This is a genomic window from Roseobacter denitrificans OCh 114, assembly GCF_000014045.1.
GTDB classification, from domain to species: Bacteria; Pseudomonadota; Alphaproteobacteria; order Rhodobacterales; family Rhodobacteraceae; genus Roseobacter; species Roseobacter denitrificans.
In genome coordinates, this window is sequence record NC_008209.1 from 2,292,962 (window position 1) to 2,314,921 (window position 21,960).

At 61.5% G+C, this 21,960-nt stretch carries 21 protein-coding genes; 8 read left to right on the forward strand and 13 right to left on the reverse strand.

The window, feature by feature from the left end; genetic code table 11:
• Nucleotides 1–125: 125 nt before the first annotated feature.
• The 13 genes from hydA to RD1_RS11110 all read right to left on the reverse strand — a co-directional run bounded on the left by hydA (nucleotide 126) and on the right by RD1_RS11110 (nucleotide 13,612).
• Nucleotides 126–1,523, reverse strand: coding sequence for a dihydropyrimidinase (gene hydA, locus RD1_RS11050; RefSeq protein ID WP_011568591.1), 1,398 nt, complete (start codon nucleotides 1,521–1,523; stop codon nucleotides 126–128).
• A complete protein-coding gene (locus RD1_RS11055; protein ID WP_011568592.1) occupies nucleotides 1,520–2,263 on the reverse strand; it encodes an aspartate/glutamate racemase family protein in 744 nt (247 codons plus the stop codon). Before RD1_RS11055 ends, hydA begins: the two co-directional genes overlap by 4 nt.
• A gap of 1 nt (nucleotide 2,264) precedes the next feature.
• Nucleotides 2,265–3,602, reverse strand: coding sequence for an amidase (locus RD1_RS11060; RefSeq protein ID WP_011568593.1), 1,338 nt, complete (start codon nucleotides 3,600–3,602; stop codon nucleotides 2,265–2,267).
• A 120-nt stretch (nucleotides 3,603–3,722) separates the two neighbouring features.
• A complete protein-coding gene (locus RD1_RS11065) occupies nucleotides 3,723–4,523 on the reverse strand; it encodes an ABC transporter permease (RefSeq protein ID WP_011568594.1) in 801 nt (266 codons plus the stop codon).
• Nucleotides 4,520–5,350 (reverse strand): ABC transporter permease, encoded by an 831-nt coding sequence (locus RD1_RS11070; RefSeq protein WP_011568595.1) that lies wholly within the window; start codon nucleotides 5,348–5,350, stop codon nucleotides 4,520–4,522. The genes RD1_RS11065 and RD1_RS11070 overlap by 4 nt, the downstream gene beginning before the upstream one ends.
• A complete protein-coding gene (locus tag RD1_RS11075; RefSeq protein ID WP_044033090.1) occupies nucleotides 5,347–6,402 on the reverse strand; it encodes an ABC transporter ATP-binding protein in 1,056 nt (351 codons plus the stop codon). The genes RD1_RS11070 and RD1_RS11075 overlap by 4 nt, the downstream gene beginning before the upstream one ends.
• Before the next feature lie 34 nt (nucleotides 6,403–6,436).
• Nucleotides 6,437–7,492, reverse strand: a complete 1,056-nt coding sequence (locus RD1_RS11080; RefSeq protein WP_011568597.1) for an extracellular solute-binding protein — start codon at nucleotides 7,490–7,492, stop codon at nucleotides 6,437–6,439.
• Nucleotides 7,493–7,636: 144 nt separating this feature from the next.
• Nucleotides 7,637–8,302 carry a GntR family transcriptional regulator gene (locus RD1_RS11085; RefSeq protein ID WP_050759072.1) on the reverse strand — a complete coding sequence of 222 codons (666 nt, stop codon included), beginning with the start codon at nucleotides 8,300–8,302 and terminating at the stop codon, nucleotides 7,637–7,639.
• Nucleotides 8,303–8,781: 479 nt separating this feature from the next.
• Entirely contained in the window at nucleotides 8,782–9,600 is an 819-nt protein-coding gene (locus tag RD1_RS11090) for an ABC transporter permease (RefSeq protein ID WP_011568599.1), read from the reverse strand.
• Complete coding sequence (locus tag RD1_RS11095; RefSeq protein ID WP_044033092.1) at nucleotides 9,597–10,529, reverse strand: ABC transporter permease; 933 nt, start codon at nucleotides 10,527–10,529, stop codon at nucleotides 9,597–9,599. The genes RD1_RS11090 and RD1_RS11095 overlap by 4 nt, the downstream gene beginning before the upstream one ends.
• A complete protein-coding gene (locus RD1_RS11100; protein ID WP_050759073.1) occupies nucleotides 10,529–11,608 on the reverse strand; it encodes an ABC transporter ATP-binding protein in 1,080 nt (359 codons plus the stop codon). Before RD1_RS11100 ends, RD1_RS11095 begins: the two co-directional genes overlap by 1 nt.
• Nucleotides 11,605–12,654, reverse strand: a complete 1,050-nt coding sequence (locus RD1_RS11105) for an ABC transporter substrate-binding protein (RefSeq protein WP_011568602.1) — start codon at nucleotides 12,652–12,654, stop codon at nucleotides 11,605–11,607. The genes RD1_RS11100 and RD1_RS11105 overlap by 4 nt, the downstream gene beginning before the upstream one ends.
• A gap of 160 nt (nucleotides 12,655–12,814) precedes the next feature.
• Complete coding sequence (locus RD1_RS11110; protein WP_044033093.1) at nucleotides 12,815–13,612, reverse strand: DeoR/GlpR family DNA-binding transcription regulator; 798 nt, start codon at nucleotides 13,610–13,612, stop codon at nucleotides 12,815–12,817.
• Between the two features lie 118 nt (nucleotides 13,613–13,730).
• Here RD1_RS11110 and RD1_RS11115 point away from each other — a divergent pair, with 118 nt between their 5' ends.
• From RD1_RS11115 to RD1_RS11150, 8 genes are all read left to right on the forward strand, one after another.
• Nucleotides 13,731–14,843, forward strand: coding sequence for an SIS domain-containing protein (locus RD1_RS11115; protein ID WP_050759074.1), 1,113 nt, complete (start codon nucleotides 13,731–13,733; stop codon nucleotides 14,841–14,843).
• Nucleotides 14,806–15,867 (forward strand): carbohydrate kinase family protein, encoded by a 1,062-nt coding sequence (locus RD1_RS11120; RefSeq protein WP_245897264.1) that lies wholly within the window; start codon nucleotides 14,806–14,808, stop codon nucleotides 15,865–15,867. The genes RD1_RS11115 and RD1_RS11120 overlap by 38 nt, the downstream gene beginning before the upstream one ends.
• Complete coding sequence (locus tag RD1_RS11125; RefSeq protein ID WP_011568606.1) at nucleotides 15,858–16,646, forward strand: BtpA/SgcQ family protein; 789 nt, start codon at nucleotides 15,858–15,860, stop codon at nucleotides 16,644–16,646. Before RD1_RS11120 ends, RD1_RS11125 begins: the two co-directional genes overlap by 10 nt.
• A complete protein-coding gene (locus RD1_RS11130; protein WP_011568607.1) occupies nucleotides 16,643–17,590 on the forward strand; it encodes a polysaccharide deacetylase family protein in 948 nt (315 codons plus the stop codon). The genes RD1_RS11125 and RD1_RS11130 overlap by 4 nt, the downstream gene beginning before the upstream one ends.
• Complete coding sequence (locus RD1_RS11135) at nucleotides 17,587–18,474, forward strand: polysaccharide deacetylase family protein (RefSeq protein ID WP_011568608.1); 888 nt, start codon at nucleotides 17,587–17,589, stop codon at nucleotides 18,472–18,474. The genes RD1_RS11130 and RD1_RS11135 overlap by 4 nt, the downstream gene beginning before the upstream one ends.
• On the forward strand, nucleotides 18,471–19,118 hold the full coding sequence (locus RD1_RS11140) for an aspartate/glutamate racemase family protein (protein WP_011568609.1): 648 nt from the start codon (nucleotides 18,471–18,473) through the stop codon (nucleotides 19,116–19,118). The genes RD1_RS11135 and RD1_RS11140 overlap by 4 nt, the downstream gene beginning before the upstream one ends.
• Nucleotides 19,115–20,626, forward strand: coding sequence for an amidohydrolase family protein (locus tag RD1_RS11145; RefSeq protein ID WP_011568610.1), 1,512 nt, complete (start codon nucleotides 19,115–19,117; stop codon nucleotides 20,624–20,626). Before RD1_RS11140 ends, RD1_RS11145 begins: the two co-directional genes overlap by 4 nt.
• Nucleotides 20,627–20,795: 169 nt before the next feature.
• The gene (locus RD1_RS11150; RefSeq protein ID WP_011568611.1) at nucleotides 20,796–21,932 is read left to right on the forward strand and encodes an ABC transporter ATP-binding protein; all 1,137 of its coding nucleotides are present in this window, start codon (nucleotides 20,796–20,798) and stop codon (nucleotides 21,930–21,932) included.
• Nucleotides 21,933–21,960: the final 28 nt, after the last annotated feature.

The following is a 21,960-nucleotide window of genomic DNA, read 5'->3' on the forward strand; positions in this document are numbered from 1 at the left end:
TTCTTTCCACTCCCCGTGACAACGTAAAACGCGATTGCGGACAATGGGATCAAGCGAGTGCAGGCACCTCCGCTTGTTTGCACGTCACATGTGTGTTGTTGCAAAATTACTTTTTGTCGTCATGCTCAGAGCTGCACGTCCGGTGCCCCGCGTTCCAGATGTTCGCCCATTGGTGGACCCACGGGGTGGCCATCCTGCATGACGGATTTGCCGCGCAGGATGGTGCGCACAGGCCAGCCTGTCACCTCGAATCCCTCCCATGGTGTGTAATCAGAGCCGTGATGCAGATCGTGCTGGCGAATGGGCTTGGTCACTGTGGGATCCCACAGCGTTATGTCGGCATCCGCACCGACCATGATCGCCCCCTTGCGCGGATAAAGCCCGTAGAGACGGGCGTGATTGGTGGCGGTGATCGCAGCAAAGCGTTCAAGCGACAGACGCCCTGCCACCACGCCTTCGGAAAAGAGGATCGGCAGGCGTGTCTCGACCCCCGGAATGCCGTTTGGGATATTGCGAAAACTCGTGCGGGCGCCGGGAGCATCCTTGCCCGCCGTATCATTGAAGCGAAACGGACAGTGGTCTGAGGAAAACAGATCAAATGTGCCCTGTTCGATGCCGGCCCATATCTTCGGCCATTCATCCGCAGTGCGCGGCGGGGGAGAGCAGACGTATTTCGCCCCGTCAAACCCGTCGCGATCCAGATCAGACGCAGTCAGCGTGATATACTGCGGGCAGGTTTCGGCAAAAACCGTCAGTCCCCGCGCGCGGGCGCGCACGATCTCCTCGGTCGCCTCGCCGTTGGAGACGTGCACGATGGTCAGCGGCACGCCCGCGATTTCGGCCAGTGATATGGCGCGATGGGTCGCTTCACGCTCTACCGGGATAGGCCGCGTCGTTGCATGATGGTAGGGCCCGGTTTCGCCTTCCCGCTCGGCCCGGTCGCGCAGGAATTCGATGGCATCTTCGTTTTCGGCGTGAACCATCACCATGGCATTCTGTTCCTTTGCCACGGCCATGACGTCGAGGATCTGGCGGTCCGACAGGGCGAGGCCCGCGTAGGTCATGAAGACCTTGAAGCTGGTATAGCCGGCCCGGATCAGCGCGGGCAGGTCCTGACCCAGCGTAACCGGGTCGGTTTGTTTGACGATCAGGTGAAAGGCCACGTCGGTCATGCAGTTGCCTTCTGCCTTCTTGCGGTAGGCCGCCACCGCCTCGCGCAGGGTTTGGCCGTCCTCCGGCAGGCAAAACGGCAGGATGGTCGTGTTTCCGCCGCAAGCTGCCGCGCGGGTGCCCGAGATAAAATCATCGGCCATCTCAATCCCCGGGCCTGAGGGCTGCGAGATATGCACATGGCTGTCGATCCCGCCGGGCAGGGCAATCAGGCCAGTGGCGTCGATCACCTCCGTGCCCGTCAATGCGCTGCCAAGGGTTGCGATCTGTCCTTGCGTGATCCCGATGTCGCACATTGTGGTTCCGCTCGCAGCAACGACGCGGGCCCCGGTGATGACGGTGTCATGGGTCATGTTTTTTCTCCTGCGATGACGGCAGTCAGCTCTGTGCTCAACCCGGTTGAGGTCTTGTGCAAGGGGCGGTTGGTGCGATTGGCGTAGCTGGGCGCAAGGCGCGGCAGGGCCAAAGCCTGCAAGGTCGCCGCCGCAATGGGGTCGACCAGAATACCGGGCGCATCCCGGGCGATTGCAGGGGCCAGTCCAGCGAGAGGCGCGCCGCCCATGATCACCACGTCCGCACCATCAAGTGCCACGGCGTCGCGCGCCAGATCGATCAGGTCCTGCCGGAGTGCCGTTGCAATATCGTCGAGCGTGTCCGGTGCTGTCACGGGGCACCGCACCCCTGTAAAACGGGCGCCCAACCCGGTCTGGTGCACGCAATCGGAGTACCAGCGCGACATGTGAGGCGAGAACGTCACGATCGAAAAGCGCTCTCCGAGCATCGCGGCTGACATGACTGCGGCCTCGGCCATACCGACGATGGGCAGATCAAACAGTTCGCGGGCAGCTGTCAGGCCCGGATCACCGAAGGCTGCGATGATGACAGCGTCCACGCCGCTTTGGTGACTGGCAATAGTATCAAGCACGTCCGCGCCCGCAATCTGCGCCTCTGCGCGCGAGGAGATATAGGGAAAGCCTGTGCGGGCCGTGACGGGGACGACCTCGGCCTGTTGGCTGGCGATTTGTCGTGCGACCGTGGTCATCGCCGCTGTCATGCTTTGCGTTGTATTCGGGTTGATCAGCAAAAGGCGCATGTCAGGCGATCTCCTTCAGAAGCGGTTCCAGCCGCCGTGCGAGGGCAATCAGTTCCGCGTCATGGCCCGCGCGTGCGATCAGTTGCAGGCCAAGCGGTCGCCCGTCGCCATCCGTGCCACAGGGGAGGGATAGGGCCGGAACACCGGCATGGTTGATCTGCGGTGTGAAGGCGGCATGATCCCGGGGTCCTGCGGGTGTGCCACCGATCCGGGTCGGGGCGTCTTGCGCAGCGGGCCATGCCGCACAGGGTGTCGTCGGAGTGGCAATCACGCCATAGCGATCCAGCGCGGCCCGCAGTGTTTCGCGCATCTGGTGCGAAATCTGGTGCGCCCCGGCCACGTCAACCCCGGTGAATGACAGGCCCGTTTCGATTTGCCCGGCAATCGCGGGGTCGAACAGTTCCGGCGTTTCCCGCCAGATATCGCCGTATAAATCCGCAAGACCCGCGCACTGAAGCGGCAGGATGCTATGTCCCTTGATGGTCCCGGGCCAGTCAATCTGCGCTTGCGTGACCGAGACGCCCGCTCCCTCAAGCACCCCAAGCACTTTGTCAAAGTTTGCTGCCACATCTCGATCAAGCGCTTGGCCTGTGCCGAAATCCGATGAGGCGGCGATCTCCAGCATCGGGGCCGGCACAGGTTCCAGCCCGGCGAGGCTCTGCATGGCGAGGCTGATGTCCTCCATCCGGCGCGCGATGGGGCAGATGACTGAGATGCCCCAGACCGGCTCATCATGGCATGGTCCGTAGGGGATCAGATCCTGCGTCGGTTTGAAACCGCACAGACCCGTATGGGCAGGCGGGCGGCGCGACGAGCCACCCGCATCCGTGCCAAGCGCGAGCGGGACAATCCCTGCTGCGACCGCAGCGACGGACCCGCCCGAAGACCCGCCGGGCGTCAGGTCCGGGTTGACCGGGTTGCGCGTGATCCCCTGCAGCGGGGAGTTGGTCGCCCCTTTGCACGCGAATTCGGAACAGGTGCTGATCCCGATGATGACGGCACCTGCCACGCGCAGGCGTGTCACCGCTTCGGCATCCTGCGGTGCGATGAAATCGGCAAACAGCTTTGAGCCTTGCGCGCAGCGCAGCCCTGCGACCCAGATATTGTCTTTGATCAGCACAGGCACGCCCGCAAGCGGCAGGGTCTCTCCGGTTTGCAGCCTTTTGGACACATTCTCTGCCTCCGTAAGGGCGTGGGGATTGATCTGGCAGATTGCATTGATTGCCGGGTTGCGCGCCTCCGCACGCGCGAGCGCTTCGGCCACAAGTGCCTTTGGCGTGACTGCGCCGGTTTGCACTGCCGCAACAAGCTGCGAGATAGGACCATCGAGAGGGCTCATGACCGCATGCCTTCGTACTGCGCCCCACCGGTGGCGGAAGCGATCCAAGTATTTTCATGACGGCAGCAGGCGGGCATGTTCATAAAAGTGTCTGTACCATTTCATCAGTATCCATTGTCTTCATCCCTGGATCATCCTGTTCAGGCCAACGGTCCGGGAGCCGATGATGAGCACGATACAGGCCAACAGGATCAGCCCTGAAGAGATCGCCGCAAGGGACGGGTCGGGTTGTTCTTCGAGGTATTGCAGCATCTTGATCGGCAGTGTCTTGTTGCGCGCATCCGTGAGGAAGATGGATATCGGGTAGTTGTCCATCGACGCGAGGAAGGCAAACAATCCACCGGTCAGGTAGGCGGGCGCCAGATTGGGCACCAGCACTCGCAGGATTGCGCGCGGATAGCTCAGGCCAAGGGTTCGTGCGGCATCGACAAGGCTGAAATCGAAGGCCGCCATGGAGGCCAGAAGCGTGCGCATCACGAAGGGCAGGGTGATGACGATATGACCCAGTAGCAGCGACCAATAGGCGTCCCGCAGGCCGATCTCTCGAAAAAACTGCAGCAAGGCAACACCGACCACAAGCCCCGGCATCATCAGGGGCGAAACCGTAAAGGTGGCAATCGCCTCGCGTCCCTGAAACCGCCCGCGCGCAACAGCGATGGCGGCCAGCGTCCCAAGCACGAGCGAGATCATGGTCGAGACGACCGCAAGGTTGAGCGACAGCGCCACGGCGTCCCACAGCCCGAGGCGACGTTCCAGCGACTGATACCAACGCAGCGACCATTCAGGTGGCGGCAGCGTGTAGACGGCCGAGGAGGTAAAAGACGCCGCAAGAGTAATGACAATCGGCAACATCAGGAAAAAGACGCAGCCCAAGGCGACAATCCAGCTCAGGCTGAGGGCAAGGCGGTCGGTTCCGGTCATTGCCGCGCCCCCAGACGGTTCGCAAGCCAGCTTGACCCCAGAACCACCGAGATCGCGATAACCAGCAGGATTGAAGATATCGTGGCCCCAAGTGCTTCATTGCGCAGGTAGAGAAACGAGCGCGCGGTGAGCATGGACAGGGTTTGCTGCCTTTCCCCCACGATGAGCGAAGGGATCACATACATCGAAACGGCGAGGCTGAAGGTGAAGGCGGATCCTGCGACCACGCCGGGCAGGCTGAGCGGCAGGGTGACGTTCATGAAGCGAAAGACCGGCGTTGCCCCCAACGATGCCGCAGCCTCCGGCAGGCGGCTGTCCATCTGGCGCAGCACCGCGTAGATCGGCAACACCATGAAGGGCAGGAATACGTTCGCAGCACCAATTACGAGGGCTGTTTCGGTGAAAAGCATACGGATCGGTGCCTCCGTGATGCCCAGCGACATCAACGTGTCGTTCAGCACGCCGCGCGTGCGAAAAAGGATCGTCCATGCAAAGGCTTTGACGACAACGCCGACAGACATCGGCAGCACCATCGCGACCAGAAACACCGACAGCCAGAAGCCTTTCACCCGCGCCATGATGATCGCGGTGGGATAGGCGATGATCAGCGCCAGACCCGTGGTCAGCAGGGCCACGCGCAGGGTGCGCCACAGCACGTTCAGATTATACTCATCACTGAAAAAGGTGACGTATTCCTCCACGGAAAACTGACCGTCGATCTGGAACGATTTGAGCAGCAACATGAAAAGCGGCAGCGCATAAATGATTGCCAGAAAGCTCAGGCCGGGCAGCGCGAGAAGCCCGATACGCTCGGCCCGGCCCCTCATGATGCCGCTTCGTAGACGAGTGTGTCCGCGGCGGCCCAGCCAAACGTGACGCTGTCCCCGGCGGACAGTCCGCAGCCCATGCCCGGCAGTTCGCACAGCAGCCGGTCGCCGTCATTGGCGCGCCCATGCAACTGGGTTTTCGAGCCCAGGACCATTGCATCCGCAAGCGTGACGGATACGCTGTTTTCCCCCGGCTCTGTTTTGATGAGTTCCGGGCGGACACCGACGGTTACCCGTTCTCCGGGGAGGCGTTTGCCGGGTGTCCTGATGGTGCCATAGGCAGTCCGGACGATGGATTGATCCGCGTCCGTGTCGATGACCTCCCCGGTCAGCCGCGTGGAAAGCCCGACAAAATCCATCACGAACGCGCTTGCGGGCCGGGCGTATAGATCGGCTGGTGAGGCGAATTGTTCGATCCGGCCTGCGTTCATAACGGCGATGCGATCGGACACGCCCATCGCCTCGTCCTGATCATGCGTCACGAAAATCGCGGTCATGTCGCGCTCCCGCAAAAGCGTTTTCAACTCGACCTGCATGGTTTCGCGCAACTTGCGGTCCAGAGCGGAAAATGGCTCGTCCAAGAGCAACAGCACCGGATCGACAATCAGCGCGCGCGCAACGGCGACGCGTTGCTGCTGCCCTCCCGAGAGGGCGGCAACAGGGCGGTCGGCAAATTCACTCATCCGCACGAGGGCGAGCGCCTCGGTGATTTTCGGACCGCAATCGGCTTTTGCCGTTCCCCGTGCGCGCAGACCGAAGGCGACGTTCTCCGCAACCGTCAGATGTGGAAACAGCGCATAGCTTTGGAAGACGACGGAGATATTGCGCCGATGCGCAGGCACCGTGGTGATCGCGCGCCCGTCCAGCAGGACATCGCCCGTATCCGCAGGGGTCAACCCTGCGATGATGCGCAACAGCGTGGTCTTGCCACATCCCGAAGGTCCCAGCAGAGAAACCAGTTCCCCCCGTGCTACGGAAAAATGCATGTCCGACATGACCGTGGTGCCTTTGAACGCCTTGCCGACAGCAGTCACGTCCAGATATTTGCCCATTCGCAGGCTCCGCGGCACTTGGGGTGGCATGGGTTCAGAGCGCCATCAACTTGTCGAAACGCTCAATCCAGTCGCGCCGGTTTGCCGCAACAAACGACCAGTCGGGTGAATAGATCGGGACGCCGTCGGGGATGATGGCACCAGCGGTGACGGTGGTATTGGCGGGCACCGAGGTCGCAAAATCCGCAATCGCCGTTTGCATCTGGGGCCCGAGCATTTCGTTGACATAGGCCTCGGCCAGTTCGGGGTTCGGGCCCCCTTTGACGAGGCAGATGCCCGATGGCATGGCGAAAATACCTTCGGACGGGGCAGCCAGATCAACAGGCACCCCGGTCGCCTTGCGCGGCAGCGTGTAGGACGAGAAATTACCGGCCAGCATGGTAATCTCGCCCTGCTCCAGCAGGTTGAAGGCCTGACTCATCGTCGTGTAGACCGAGAGCAGATTGGGTTTCAGTTCCTCCAGTTTGGCGAATGCGGCGTCGATTTCATATTGCGCCTCGGAAAAGGGTTTGCCCGACCCCAGCATGGCTGACACGAAAAGGGTCCACATGCCTTCGGTGTTCTGCAGCGATGGGATGATCAACTGCCCCTTGGCTTCGTCGGTCCACAATTGCGCCCAGGATTGCACCCCATCGGGCTGGAACTCGGTGTTATAGGCGACCCCCGCCCAAGGCTGGACATAGTTGCACCACATGCCATCCATATGCACCGCATCCGGGCGCAGATCGGTCATGTTGGGCACCGGCTCTGCGGTGATCGGGGTCAGCAGATCCGCCTCGACCGCCTGTATCATCACGGGGTCGTCCATCTGAACCACCGAAAGATAGGGCGCATCCTTGTTGGACGACATCTTTTCTAGGTTCACCGAGGATTTGGTACCCTCAAACAAGATATCCGCGCCGATGGCACCCTTCATGTGCGGCACGACAATCTGTTCCATCCACGCTGTGTGGGACCCCGCGCAGCCAATGACCAGTTCGCTGCTTTGAGCACGCAGAATGGCGGGTGCGGCCAAAGTACCAAGCGCTGCATAGCCCGATGCCTTGAGCACAGATCGGCGCGTCATCGCGGTAAATTTCGGTTGTGTCATATCAATCCCCAGTTGTTATCATTTGGAGCATAAATGGCATGCCATTTGGATTGACGTCATGAAAATAGCGGCAATCCCGACGGTCTAATTCGCAATTGATGTAAATTTAGGCAGAATTTGGGGCTGCTGCCGGGAATGTGCCGTTCAGATGTCTGCCTCTGCCAGCAACACGGCCGCGACCGTTTCCCCGGTGTGGCGCAGATGCCTTTCCCAAACCTGCGCAGCCTTGTCGGCGCTTTCATGGCGGAATGCCTGCATCAGGTCTTCGTGTTCTGCGACGGCCTGTTCCAGACGTGCCTCGTTCAGGATCGCAAGATAGCGCCCGCGCCGGGCACGGATCATCAGGCGGTTGTGCGTCGTGATCAGGACGGGGTTGGCGCAGGACTGGATGATGAAGTCATGGATCAGCGTGTTGTGATCGAAGTAGTCATTTGTGCGGCCCGCGTGATGATATTCCAGCATCTGTCCGTGCAGATCTTCGAGGCGCTGAAGGGTGGATGGTGTCATGCCTTCGCAAACCCGTCTGGCGGCTAGGCTTTCCAGCACCGAGATCACATCAAAAAGAACCACAGCATCTTCAGGCTTGTAGTCCGACACGATTGCCCCGCGGTGAAGTGTGATCTCGATCAGCCCGTCCGCTTCCAGCAATTTGAGCGCTTCCCGGATCGGTGTGCGCGAGACGTCGAGTTCTGCCGACAACTGTCGCTCGACGATCCGGTCGCGGGCGGTCAGTTCCCCCTTGACGATCCGGTCACGCAGAACTGCCGCCACGTGTTCTGCAACGGCTGTTGCGTTCTTTTGATCGGGCATTGGGTTTCTCAACACTTGTTTTCGCAGCCGCAATGGCACCAGTACATGCGGGAGGCATCCCGCTGCGTCAATCCCCTATGAATTCTGATCGCGCGCGCGTTACGTGGGTGCGTCAAGCTGGCGATCAAAACAGCCAGAAGGCTGCAATCCGCATCAATCCTAAGCTACCTGAGCCAATGTGGTGATGGTCATGGCGCAACACTTAGGCGTAGAAGTGGGTTTTTACGCTCAAAACTGATGCCTTCGGGACCATGGGTCAGCATCTCGGGGCAGGTCTGCTGCCGGGCCTGCCACAGTGCGTAAGTGCAAAATCATTGGAACGAGGCGTGTTCGGCGCATCGGATAGAAATTGAGGTATCCTTGTGCGTTCGGGCGCACTGGTCCGGGTGATTCACGATGGCTCATGCCGGTTCCGGCCGCCCTAACACGCCCAATCGTGGCATGGTTCCGACGTTCAGATCCTGCCGGTTTGCTGCGGATCATTCGTTTACCTTGTCCAGCCCGATGCTCATCGACACGGCGACAAGCGCGAGGATTGCCAGCAGGATCTGAACGCCGGACACCGCTGCCACGAGGGGGGTGGAGGTGTATTGGACGAGGGCCAGCAACTCCACGGGCAAGGGTCTGTCCCGGAAGCCATGGGTGAAAATTGCGACCGACAGGTTGTCAAAGCCCTCGACGAAGGTGAACACAGCCCCCGCCAATATCGCCGGCAGCAACAGCGGGAATGTGATAGTGCGCAGGCTCTGAAAGGATGACGCACCGAGGTTCGTCGCGGCTTCCTCCAGCGCGGGGTCAAGCCGGACAAGACGGCTTTGCACCGTGCGCACCATGACGGCCATGATGAACACGGCGATCGAGACCGCCTGCAGCCAGATCGAGGGGGAGACGCCCACAAGCGCTCCGGCAAAGAGCACGGCCACCCCGAGAACGATGCCGGGCACCATATGCGGCACCAGCACGAAGACGGAAAGCGCCGTGGTGCCGCGAAACTTGCCACGTACACAGGCGAGGGCAGTGGGCACACCCAGCACGATGCACAGTGCCGTGACCATCAGACCCACCTTGAGGCTGGTCCACATGGCGCCGACCAGTTCGGTCTGCTCAAAAACCTCTGCGTACCAGCGCAGGGTGAAGCCTTCCGGCGGAAAGCTCACGAACGCGCGGGTGTCAAAAGAAATGATGACAACAATGATCGACGGCGCGATCAGCAGGATCAGCGAAAACACCGCGATGAAAAGGACCAAACCGATGCCCAGAATATCCCCGAGCGAAGAGGTGCGCAGCGCTTTGATCATGCATCCCGTCCTTTCGTCCAGCGGGTAAAGATATTCGTCAGCATCGCGATGATCACGAGGACGATCAGGCAGGTGGCCATGAGGATCAGCGAACTGACGGATCCTTTGCTCCATTCCAGTGAAAAGACGACCTGTTCGTAGATCATGGTGGCCGCGTTCAGATAATTGCCGCCGCCCAATAGCTGAGGTACGACAAACGTCGTATAGCTGAGCGTAAAGACGAGGGCCGCGCCCGTGCCGATGCCCGGTGCGCTGAGCGGCAGGATCACCGTGCGTAGGGTCCCGAGCCGGGATGCGCCCAGATTGGCCGAAGCCTCCATCAGCCCACCTTCATGGCGGCTCATCACCGCGATCAGCGGAAGGATCATCACGGGCAGGTGGATCTGTACCATGCCGATCAGGACGGCCCAATGCGTGTTCATGATGCGCAAGGGCTGGTCGATCAGCCCAAGGCTCATCAGGGTTGAATTCACCACACCGCGCCCGCCAAGGATCACCAGCCACGCATAGGTGCGCACGATCCCGCTGGTCAGCAGGGGCGCGATGGTCAGGATGAGGATCAGCCGCCGCGTCCACTTGCCGCCAATCAGAAACAGGTAGGCAACCGGATAGCCGAACAGCAGGCAAAGCAGAGTGGTGTTGATCGCCAGCACCAGTGAACGCTGAAAGGTGATCCAGTAGAGCGGGTCGCTCAGCGCATTGCTCAGATGGGAAAACGACAGGGTTTGCGACACGATCGCGCCGCGGGCCACCTCAATATCCGAAAATCCGAGGGACAGCAGGATTATGAATGGGACAACGGCAACGACAATCAGAACGATGATCGCGGGCACGGCGGGCCAGATGCCCCGACCGGATACCAGTTTGTCGAGAATGACTTCGCCCAGTCGCGCGTTCGGTGGGGGCTGGAAGGCTGTTGCGTCCGACATCAGACCGGATACACCGCGCAATAGGACGGATCGATCACCGATAGGCTTACGACCTCTCCGGCTTGCCACGGGCGCGTGCGTTCCTGGCGCATGGCAGCGACCTGTATCGTGGTCCCATCCGGTATTTCGACGTGATATTCAACCAAGGCACCGACGGTCCTGTGAAAGGAAACCTGTCCGCGCCACGGGCCTTTGTCCCCGGCGGCCAGTCGCAGGTTGTGCGGCCGCGTCATGACTTGCACCGGCCCGGAAATATCTGTGTCCGTGATCTGCCCGTCCGGCAAAGCCACCTGACCGCCCGAGGCCTGCGCCTGCCAGAAATTCGATGTGCCGATAAAGTCCGCGACATAGGCGGTTGCCGGGTGATCAAACACCGTATCGGGCGCGGCGACCTGTTCAATCCGGCCCGCACGCATGACGGCGATACGGTCGGACATGGTCAGCGCTTCTTCCTGATCGTGGGTCACGAAGATTGCCGTGAGCCCCAGCCGTTTGATCAACTGGCGCAGTTCCACTTGCATGGCGCCGCGCAATTTCGCGTCAAGCGCGCTGAAGGGTTCATCAAGCAGCAGGACACGCGGCTGCAGGATCAGGACCCGCGCAACGGCCACACGCTGCTGTTGGCCGCCAGAAAGCTGTGCGGGGTAGCGATCGGCAAAATCCGCCAGCGACACGGTTTCCAGCGCCTCGCGCACGCGTGCGTCGATCTCGCTTTGGGGCACACCTCGCATGCGCAGACCGTACCCCACGTTGCGCGCTACGGTCAGATGCGGGAAAAGCGCGTAGCTTTGGAAGACCACGCCGACAGGGCGGCGATTGACGGGCAGGTCACCGACGTCGTGGCCGTCGATCTCGATCTTGCCCTCCTCGGCGTCCCAGAACCCGGCGATGCACCGCAGCAGCGTGGTCTTGCCACAGCCCGACGCACCAAGCAGCGTGACGATCTCGCCTTCGGCAATATTCAAGGAACAGTCTTTCAGGACAGTGACCGTTCCAAAACGTTTGGAAACCGCCCCGATGCGCAGCACCGGGGCGGCTGGTTCCGATCCGTCGGTCAGATCGGCCTTCTCCTGCCTCATGTCGCGGCGAACATTCGATCAAAGGACTCAACGGTCTGGCGGCGCAAGGGCGCGAAATCAGGCCATTCTAGAGAGGTGGTCGTTGCCAGTTCTTCGGGTGTCGAAGGAACATAGGGCGCGGCCTCTGCAGGTACCTCGATGCCTTCCACGACCGTTCCGAAATAGATCGGCGCGCTGCCTGCCATCGACTGGATTTCCGGCGTCAGCAGAATGTCGGTGAATTCGTGCACAAGGTCTGCGGTGCCGTCCTGCGTATTGACAAACTGCACGATATTCGTGGGCAACATCAGCGGTCCTGGCCCCGTGATCTTGGTGTAGCCGATGGGCAACCCGGAGTTTGCGGCAAGTGCGGAATTGACGTGCCACAGGGGGGCCAGATCCACTTCGCCACGCTCGATCATCTGCTGCAGCAGCGGCGGTGAGCGGCCCACCAGCGGATCAAGTTCCATCCATTTGTTCAGCGCAAAGTCCATGTCGGACTGCGGCATCCCAAAGGCTTCGCTGGTTGCGGCAAGGACCCCAAGGCCAAGGTTGGATTGCGGGCGACACATGCCAATGCGCCCGGTGTAGTCGCCGCTCCAGAGTTCTTCCCATGTGGTGGGCGGCGTGGTGATCTTGGTCTTGTCGTAGGCGATGCCGATCCCTTCAAACCAGATCGGCTGGCCGACGTCATAGCCATAGGACGGGAATTTCGGATCCACATTGGCCGTGTTCGGGATTTTTGAAAAGTCCAGTGGTACCAGGACATCTTCGGCCAGCGCGTTGATGATCGCGGGGGACCCCATGACGCCGAGGTCATAGGGAGAATTGCCCCGTGCCGCTTTGATCTGAGCGAGCGCTTCGGACGACAGGCCGCCGATGATGCGCAAAGAAACACCGGGGTTGCGGCGGGCAAGTTCTTCGCCGGCGGCAATCAGGGGCGCATCCGAATCGTTACCATAGCCTGTCATTACCAATTCGCGGGTGGCAGCACGCAGGATTACCGGGCTGGCCAAGGCGGTTGCGGCTGTTAGCCCGCCAACAACGCTTCTTCTGGTTAGTTTCATGTCATGTCTCCCTGTCAGGATTGCTATGCCGGATTCCCGGTCGATGCAGTATACAACAAAACCTTCGAATACTTTCGCAAGATAAAAAATAAAAAAGGCCGAAAATTTCTTTGCCGTTGATGACCTCGAAGCATCGCGCACAAAAAAGCGGCAGTTCATTTCAGGCAAGAATAACCTTCAGGCCCGATTTCTGCAGTTCGGACACATCGGTGGGGTTCGCCTTGCGATCGGTCACGAGTGTTGTGATATCCTGAATGGGGGCGATCCGCGCGCCGGCGACGTGCCCGATCTTGCCCCGATCGGCCAGCATGACGCAGCGCCGCGCGGCTGAAATCATGAAGCGTTTCACTTCTGCTTCTTCCAGGTTCGCGTTGGTAAAGCCGCGTTCTGCATCGATACCTGCGCAGCACAGGTAGGCGAAATCGGCGTTCAGGTGATCCAGCAGTAGCCCCGCAAAAGGCGGCACGAGGGAGCGGGAGTTTGGATTTCGCCCCGATTTCTTAAGCTTACCCCCTGTTACGAAAACCGTCGCGCCGGGGTGTTTTTCAAGCGCAATCGCAATATCGAGGCTGGATGTAATGACCACGACGTCCTCGATGTCCTTGGGCAGGGCCATCGCCATGGCAAGTGTGGTGGTTCCTGCATCGAGGATAATGGTTTCACCGCTGCGTACCATGCCAGCGGCGACAGCACCGATGCGCTCTTTCTCTGAGGTAAAGCTATGCGTCGGTACATCCACCGGGCGCTCGAAACGGGCGGCCTGCATGGCCATTGCGCCCCCCCGGACCCGTCGCAGGAGCAAGCGTTTGTCCAGCGCATCAAGGTCCGAGCGAATGGTGACTGTGGAAACGCCGAGCGCATCCGAGAGTTGGCCGACGTCTGCGATGCTTTGTTTGTTGACGATCTCCAGGATGCGCTGGTGTCTGTGCGTCAAAGGAGCATTATGCAGATTATCCATTCAGATTTACTTTCGAAGACTTGCATTTCATTTCAATATGGCAAATATCAAAAAGGCGCGTCGAGTGCCACATTTTTTCGATGCGCTCCTATGCTGGCGGTCAATCACGGAGAGCCCAATGAGTATCGAGCAAAGACTGAAAGAAATCCGGCGCGAGTCGTCTTCGGATGCGGCTGGCGATCCGGAACGGTTTCGCCGTGTCGCGTTGACCGAATATGAGATGATGTCGCAAGGGGAGGCGATCAGCGCCACGCTTGAGGCAAACAGGGGCCCGCTAACGGATATCGGGCGCGATCTTGCGGGGCGGACGATCCGTCGCGTGGTCACGGTCGGATGCGGCGACAGCTGGATCGCAGGTCACGGTGTGCGACCCGCCATCGAGGCGGCGCTCGGCGCGCCCTGCGAGCCTGTGGAAGCGTTTGATTTCGCCACGTACGGCTTGCACACGATTGATGCGGAAACCGTGGTGATCGGGCTGAGCTCTTCTGGAAAGACCGAGCCGGTGGTCGAAGGATTGACCGCGTCGGCTGCGCGGGGGGCATATACGATTGGTCTGTCCAACACGCTTGGGTCCCCGTTGATGGAACAATGCCCGGGTGCGCTGCATATTCGCGCGACACGGGGCGGTTGGCCCACGCAATCGAGCACGGCTGCGATGGCCCTGATGCTCGCGATGGCGGCGTCGGTGCAAAAGGCGAAAGGTGGAGACAGCAGCGCGCTTGAAGCTGCCCTCGATGCGCTGCCGGGTCAGGTGGATGACGTGGCGCAGGCTTTTTACGAGCCTGCCAAAGCAGTGGCAAAGCACCTTGCCCGCGCCGATCTTATTCTGACGACGGGGGCGGGTCCTTTCTTTGCCCCGGCAGAGTTCGGCGCGGCCAAGTTGAAGGAACTGGCCCCCATTCATGCCTATTCCTTTCCGCTGGAAGAGTATCACCATTACCGCACACAGAAAGCGGGCGATCCGATGTTCATGGTCGCGGGTGACGCAGAAAGCCACGCCCGTGCGCTGGAAACCGCGATCATGTCGCGGGGCTGTGAGGGCTATTGCGTGGCGTTGGTCCCCGAGGGTGAGACGGAAATTGCCGAGATCGCTGATGTGGCCTGGCATCTGCCGTTAGTGCCTGCCGAGACCGCACCGATTATCTACAGCGTGCCTTTGCACCTCTTTGGGTATCACGCCGCGGTAGAGCGCGATGCGCTTGGCCTTGGTGCGCCGAGGCTTGGTCTGTGACGTGACGCCTGATCTGATCACGGTCGGCGGGCTTACGGTGGACAATGTCGTCGCTGCTGACGGCACGGTCGCGTTGGATGTGGCGGGGGGCAACGGGGCATTCTCTGCCGCAGGCGCGCTCAACTGGGTGCGCCGGGTCGGGTTGGTCAGCTGTGCGGTGGCGAGCTATCCCAAAGAAACCATCGCGCGGCTGGAGGCAGGGGGCGTCGATCTCTCCGGTGTGATCTGGCGTGACGCGACCTTGTCTGCGGGCAGTTGGTTTCTCTATGATGATTCCGGCCGGCGGGAAGAGGGGCTGACCGCGCCGGGCGCTGCACTGGCCGAGGCGGGTTTTCCGACGGACCGGCTGTCGCCCGCGCAAAAGGCCGCGTGGCGCAGCATGCTGCGGGATCATGCGCAACCGGACGAGATTGGGTATTCAGAGTTTCGTGTGTTACACCCCTTAACTGCGGCGCAGGTGCCCGCGTCATGGGGCGATGCGCCGGGTGTCCATCTGGCCCCGAGTGCGCTGGCGGTCGTCGGCGAGATGCTGGAATTCTTTGCCGGGAAAGGTGGCGTGATAACAGCGGATCCCGGCTGGCAGTTGGCCGACCTTTCGCTGGATGAACTTGGCCCGGTCCTCGCGCGGCTGGACGCCTTTCTGCCGAGCGAAGTCGAACTGCGTGCCCTCGTGCCCGGCGCGTCGGTCTCTGATGCACTGGCGGAAGTGGCCGCGCGTTTTTCCGGTGCCCTCGTGGTCAAGATGGGACCAAAGGGCGCGCTGGTCTGGGACCGCAGCGCGGGCCAGCCGATCGACGTGCCAGCCATCAAGGTGGCGACACGCGATCCGACGGGGGCAGGCGACAGTTTTTGCGGTGGCTTTCTGGCCGGATTGGTGGAAAGTGGCGACCCGGTGCAGGCGGCACACTTTGGCGCGATTTCCGCCGCCCGAACGGTGAGCACATTCGGCGCCTCAAACGCGTTGCCCGAAGATGCGACCCTCGCGCGCGCCGCATTGCAACAGGAAGCCAGTCTATGCCCTTGAAATTGTTCGACTCTAACAAACCCGTCATTGCCGCGCTGCACCTGCCGGATTTCGCGCTGAACCGGCATCTGTCGGTCGCATGGTACGAAGATTACGCGGTCGCAAACGCCCGCGTGTTTGCCGAGGCTGGCATCCCTTGGATCAAACTGCAGGATCAGACCAAGACCGCAGGACAGGCAGCGCCGGACACGTTGACGTTGATGGCTTCACTCGCTCGTTTGATCCGCTCGGAAGTGCCGCAGCTTCGACTTGGTATCATCGTCGAGGCGCATGATCCCGGTGCAGCCCTTTGCGTGGCGCATGCGTCGGGGGCCGATTTTATCCGGTTGAAGGTGTTTGTCGGCGGCGCCATGACCGCGCAAGGCCCGCGCGATGGCCTGAGCGCGGAGGTTGTGGCGATGCGTTCTGAGCTGCGCCGCGCGGACATCGCGATACTGGCAGATATTCATGACCGCACGGCGATGCCGCTCTCTAGTGAAAGCCAGCCCTTTGCGGCAAACTGGGCTGTGAAATCCGGCGCCGATGGATTGGTCATTACTGGTGCGAGTTTCGCCGACACGCTGAGCCGCATCAGTGCCGTGCGGGACAGTGGTGCGCGTCGTCCCATCCTGATCGGAGGCGGCGTGACCGAGAGCAACGTGCATGAGGCGATGGCGGCAGCGGATGGTGTGATCGTCAGCAGTGCCCTGATGCGGCGCGACGCGGCGGCGGATGATGTGATCCAATGGGACGCGGATCTGTGCAAGCGTTTCATGGACGCGGTCGGGGTGGCGGCATGACGCAGCCGCGCGACTTTGCAGGCTATGCGGGGCACCCCCCCGCGATGCGCTGGCCCAATGGCGCGGGTCTCGCGGTTTCCATCGTCGTGAATGTGGAAGAAGGCGCGGAGCTTTCCCTTAGCGCGGGGGATGAGCGCAACGAGCATATCTACGAGGCCGTTGAGCGGGTCGAAGGTCAGCCTGATCTCTGTATGGAGAGCCACTTTGAATATGGGCCGCGCGCGGGATGGCCGCGCATTCGCGCGGCGTTGCGCAGTCGCAAGGTGCCTGCCACGCTGAACGCCTGCGGTCGCGCGTTGGAGGCGACGCCGTGGATTGCGCGCGAAGCCGTGCAGGACGGACACGAGATCGCGGCCCACGGCTGGCGCTGGGAGCGGCATGTCCACATGGACGAGCAGACCGAGCGGCGCGCCATCGCGCGCGCCGTGGCAGCCATCGAACGCGTGTCAGGTCGCCCGCCGCTGGGGTGGCATACCCGGTCCGCCACCTCGCTGCGCACCCGTGATTTGTTGATCGAGCAGGGCGGCTTTCTTTATGACAGCAATGCCTATAATGACGACATTCCGTATGTGGTTGATACGGGGCATGGCCCCCATGTGGTGCTGCCCTATGCCTTTGATACCAACGACATGCGGTATTACAACAATGGCGGTTTCGTCTTTGCCGAGGATTTCGCGCGCTACTGCATCGCGGGGTTCGACAGGCTGTTGAAGGAAGCCGACGATGCCCCGCGCATGCTGTCCATTGGCCTGCACACGCGCATTATCGGACGTCCGGCACGTATCGCGGGGCTGGAGGCTTTTCTGGACCACGCGCTGGCCCGCGAAAACGTCTGGTTCGCGAGCCGTGCCGACATCGCACATGCGTGGCGCAAGGCGATCGGACTGCCAGACTGGCAGCCCCGTCCTTGTCCTGAAACCTTTGCAACGGATAGTCCCACATGACCCGTGACCTTATCGGCTATGGCGGCGCATGGCCCGCCCTGACCTGGCCGGGCGGGTCAAAACTCGCGGTTTCCGTTGTGGTCAATTTCGAGGAAGGGGCAGAGCAGCAGGTGATAGATGGCGATCCGGTCAGTGAACGGATGGGCGAGGTGATCTCCGTCGTGCCGGAGGGCAAACCGGATCCCGGGCAGGCGCAGATCTTTGCCTATGGCACCCGCGCGGGTGCGTGGCGTATGGCAGATGCCTTGCGGCAGTACCGCGTACCGGCGACTGTTTTCGCCTGTGGGCGCGCGGCCGAACGCGCAGCACCTGTTTTGCAAGTGTTTTGCGAGGATGGCCATGAAACCGCCTGCCACGGCTGGCTCTGGCGGCCGCATGCCGACTATGACACCGCCGAAGCCGAAGCCGAGGATCTGGATCGCGCAACAGCAGCGATTGCAAAAGTCACCGGTGCCGCGCCGGTCGGTTTTTTCTGCCGGGGTGCCGAAAGCCCATGGACCCGCGACCTGCTAGCGGCGCGTGGGTTTGTGTATACGTCCAACGGGTTTGATGATGATCTGCCGTATCGCGATCCCTCCGGGCTGACGGTCGTTCCTTATGCGCTGGACGCCAATGACATGAAGTTCTTCCACCCCAACGGTTTCGTGCGGGCGCAGGACATGGTCGATTATGTCACGGATGCGCTGGATGTGCTGGAGGCCGAAGCCGCCCGAGGCCTGCCGCGTCTGCTCAACATCGGGTTTCACTTGCGCATCGTGGGGCGGCCCGGGCGGTTCAAGGCGTTCGAGCAGATCCTCGCTGAACTGGACCGCCGCCGCGACCGGCTCTGGCTGGCGCGGCGCATCGACATCGCCGAGGCGTTTGACAAGGCCTGTCCGGCATGATCGCCTTGATCAATCCAAATACGTCGACCGCCACGACCGCCGCTATGCTGCGTATCGCGCAGGAAACGGCAGGGCCCGACGTGGACATACACGGCTTTACCGCGCCATTCGGGGCATCGCTCATCACGAATCCGCAGGCCTTGGCTGAGGCGGAACAGGCGGTGATTGCCCTCGCACCAGAGCTGTCGCAGGCGTCTGCGGTGATCATTGCGGCTTTCGGTGATCCGGGTCTGAGCGCTTTGCGCGCACGTCTGCACAACCCTGTCACCGGCATTGCAGAAGCCGGCATGCAAGAGGCGGCGGAAGGGAAACGTGCCTTTGCGGTCGTCACGACAACACCGGATCTGGTGGATCCCATCGCTGAAATGGCTTCTCGCAATGGTCATGCGACATTCATCGGAACATGGACCACAAAGGGCGATCCTGTGAGCTTGATGTCGAACGCGTCTGACCTGTGTGATGCACTGGCAGAGGCGTGCGCCCGCGCCATGCGTGCAGGGGCAGGTGCAATTGTCATCGGGGGCGGGCCACTGGCGCAAGCCGCGCGCAGCCTGTCGGCTACCTCACCCGTCCCGTTGATCGAGCCGCTGCCTGCTGCCGTCCGGCTGAGCCTCGCGCGCCTTGGGCAAGGGGGCGTTCAATGACCCGTCATCTGGTCGTCGCAGATCATATCATCACCGGCTTTGACGCCGGTGGGGTGGCGCACATTGTCGAGGAGGGGGCGATCCTGATCGACGGCGACCGGGTGGCCGGGATCGGCGCGGCAAAGGCGCTTCGGCGGGCTCATCCGGATCTGCCCGAGACCGGAGGCGCGGGATATGTCGCCATGCCGGGCCTGATCAATGCGCATCATCACGTGGGTCTTACACCGTTCCAGATGGGTGCGCGCGACCAGCCGCTGGAGCTGTGGTTTCCCGAACGCCTTGCCATGCGCGATGTGGATCCGCGTCTGGACACGCTCTATTCCGCGTTCGAGATGGTTGCATCGGGCGTGACCACGGTGCAGCACCTGCACAGCCGGGCGCCGGGGGACACCGACGCGGTGCTTGCCCGGGCCGATAAGATCATTGGCGCGTACCGCGAATTGGGCATGCGGGCGAGCTACTCCTTTGCCCTGCGCGATCAGAACCGGATGATCTACGCCGCCGATGAGGAATTCGTGGCCGCGCTTCCGCCCGCGCTGCAGAAACCGACGGCAGAGTATCTCGCAGGCTTTGGACTGCCGCTGTCCGAGCAGATCGCGGTGTTTCATGCGCTGCGCGAACGCTGGGCAGATGATCCGCTGATCGGGATACAGATTGCGCCCTCGAACCTGCACTGGTTGTCCGATGCAGCGCTGGAAAGTGCGGCGCGCATGGCGCAGGACACCGGCGCGCCCTTGCACATGCACCTGCTGGAAACGCCCTATCAGCAAGAATACGCGCACAGGCGGACCGGGGGGTCTGCGCTGGAACATGTGGACAGCTTTGGGTTGATCGGACCGCAGCTTACGATCGGGCACGGGGTCTGGATGACGCCGGATGACATAGCGCTTGTGGCGGAGCGGGGGGCGTGTCTGTGCCACAACTGCTCGTCAAACCTGCGGCTTAAAAGCGGGACGGCCGATCTGAATGCCTTTCTGGCCAGCGGCGTGCCTGTGGGGCTGGGCATTGACGAGGCGGGGATCAACGATGACCGGGACATGCTGCAGGAAATGCGGCTGGCGCTGACGCTGCATCGCCCGCCCGGACATGACGCACCGTCCCCCGATGCCGGCGACATCCTGCGCATGGCCACAGAACACGGTGCCGCCACGACACCTTTCGCGGGTCGGATCGGTCGACTTGCGCCGGGGCAGATGGCCGATATTGTCTTGCTGGACTGGCGCGCCGTGACTTACCCCTGGCAAGATCCCGCAATGCCTTTGATAGATGTACTGGTAAGGCGCGCCAAAGCAGGGGTCGTCGCATCAGTGATGATCGGCGGGCGCACCGTTTACCGGGACGGCAATTTCATCGGCGTTGACCGCGGTGAAACCCTCAAGGAACTCGCGCTTGAGCTGGCCCGTCCGGACACCCCGACGGATGCCAAGCTTCGGCGCTTGTCCCAAGACCTGTTGGAGCCTGTTCGCAGGCATTACAGCGGATGGTGCAAGGACCTTCAGGGCCGCTGAAAAAAAGCGCCCTTGGTTTTTCATCAGGTTGTTTTTTGCGCATTTCCAAAATGGCATGCCATTTTATTGAGCAGGTCGCCGGATGGCCTTGTCGCACGGGTCGGAAAGTCTGGCCGCCCGGTTTGGGTGCGAATACGCAAGTTTTGTGCAAAATTATAACGGACAGACTGTGGAACGCGCCATTTCCATCGACGACGGGGCGATCACGCCAAACGCTCAAAAGCAATCGGTTGGCGAGCCGCTGACCCTTGGTGGCATATCGCACAGCTATGGGGACGGGCTGGCCGTCGATGACGTCACACTGGAAGTTGCCGGTGGGGAACTGATTGCGCTTCTGGGTCCGTCCGGGTGTGGGAAATCCACCCTGCTTCGCATCGTGGCGGGGTTCCTCGAACAAACCAGAGGTGAGGTAAAGATCGGGGATCGCTTTGTCGATTCCTTGCCCCCGAACCGTCGCGAGGTGGGGATCGTTTTCCAGAATTACGCGCTCTTTCCACATATGACCGTGGCCGACAATATCGCCTACGGTCTTGATGCGCGCGGCGACGCCAAATCCGATCAGCGACAGCGTGTGTCGGAAATGCTCAAGACCGTGCGGATGGAAGCCTTTGGCAATCGCAAGCCGGGGCAACTGTCGGGCGGACAACAGCAGCGCGTTGCCCTTGCGCGTGCGCTTGCTGTACGGCCCCGTATCCTGCTGCTTGATGAACCCTTTGCCGCGCTGGACAAGAATCTGCGCCTTGATATGCAGATCGAAATCAAGCGACTGCAACGCCAGTTCGCGCTGACCGCGATCCTCGTGACCCACGATCAGGAAGAGGCCATGGGCATCGCTGACCGCATTGCGGTGATGAACAAGGGCCGCATTGAGCAATTGGGCAGTCCGGTGGAAATCTACGACCAGCCCGCGACGCTGTTCGTCAATGATTTCATCGGATCTTCGAACCGGTTCGCGGGGGAGGTGTTGGGTCGCGAAGCGGACCGCTATGTCATTCGTCTCGACAATGGCGCGATCTGGCACGTGGCATCGTCCAAGACTTTCAATACTGCAGACGGGGTCCTGCTGACTGTGCGGCCGGAACAGCTGATGCTGGTGGACCAGCCCGCGCCGGGCGCGTTTGCGGTCGAGCACACGCTGAGTATGCCCCTCGGCGGGACGCTCATTCACGATGTTCAGACGCCAGATGGTGCCACCATCAAGGTGGCAGCGCCGCGCCGTGTGGGCGAGGTGGCAACGCCCCTTGGCCCGAGCCACTGCGCGCTGGCTGAGACGGCCGCCCCGATCCTCTTTCCCAAGCCCAAATGAAAACAACCATAAAACACCCAAATCCAAC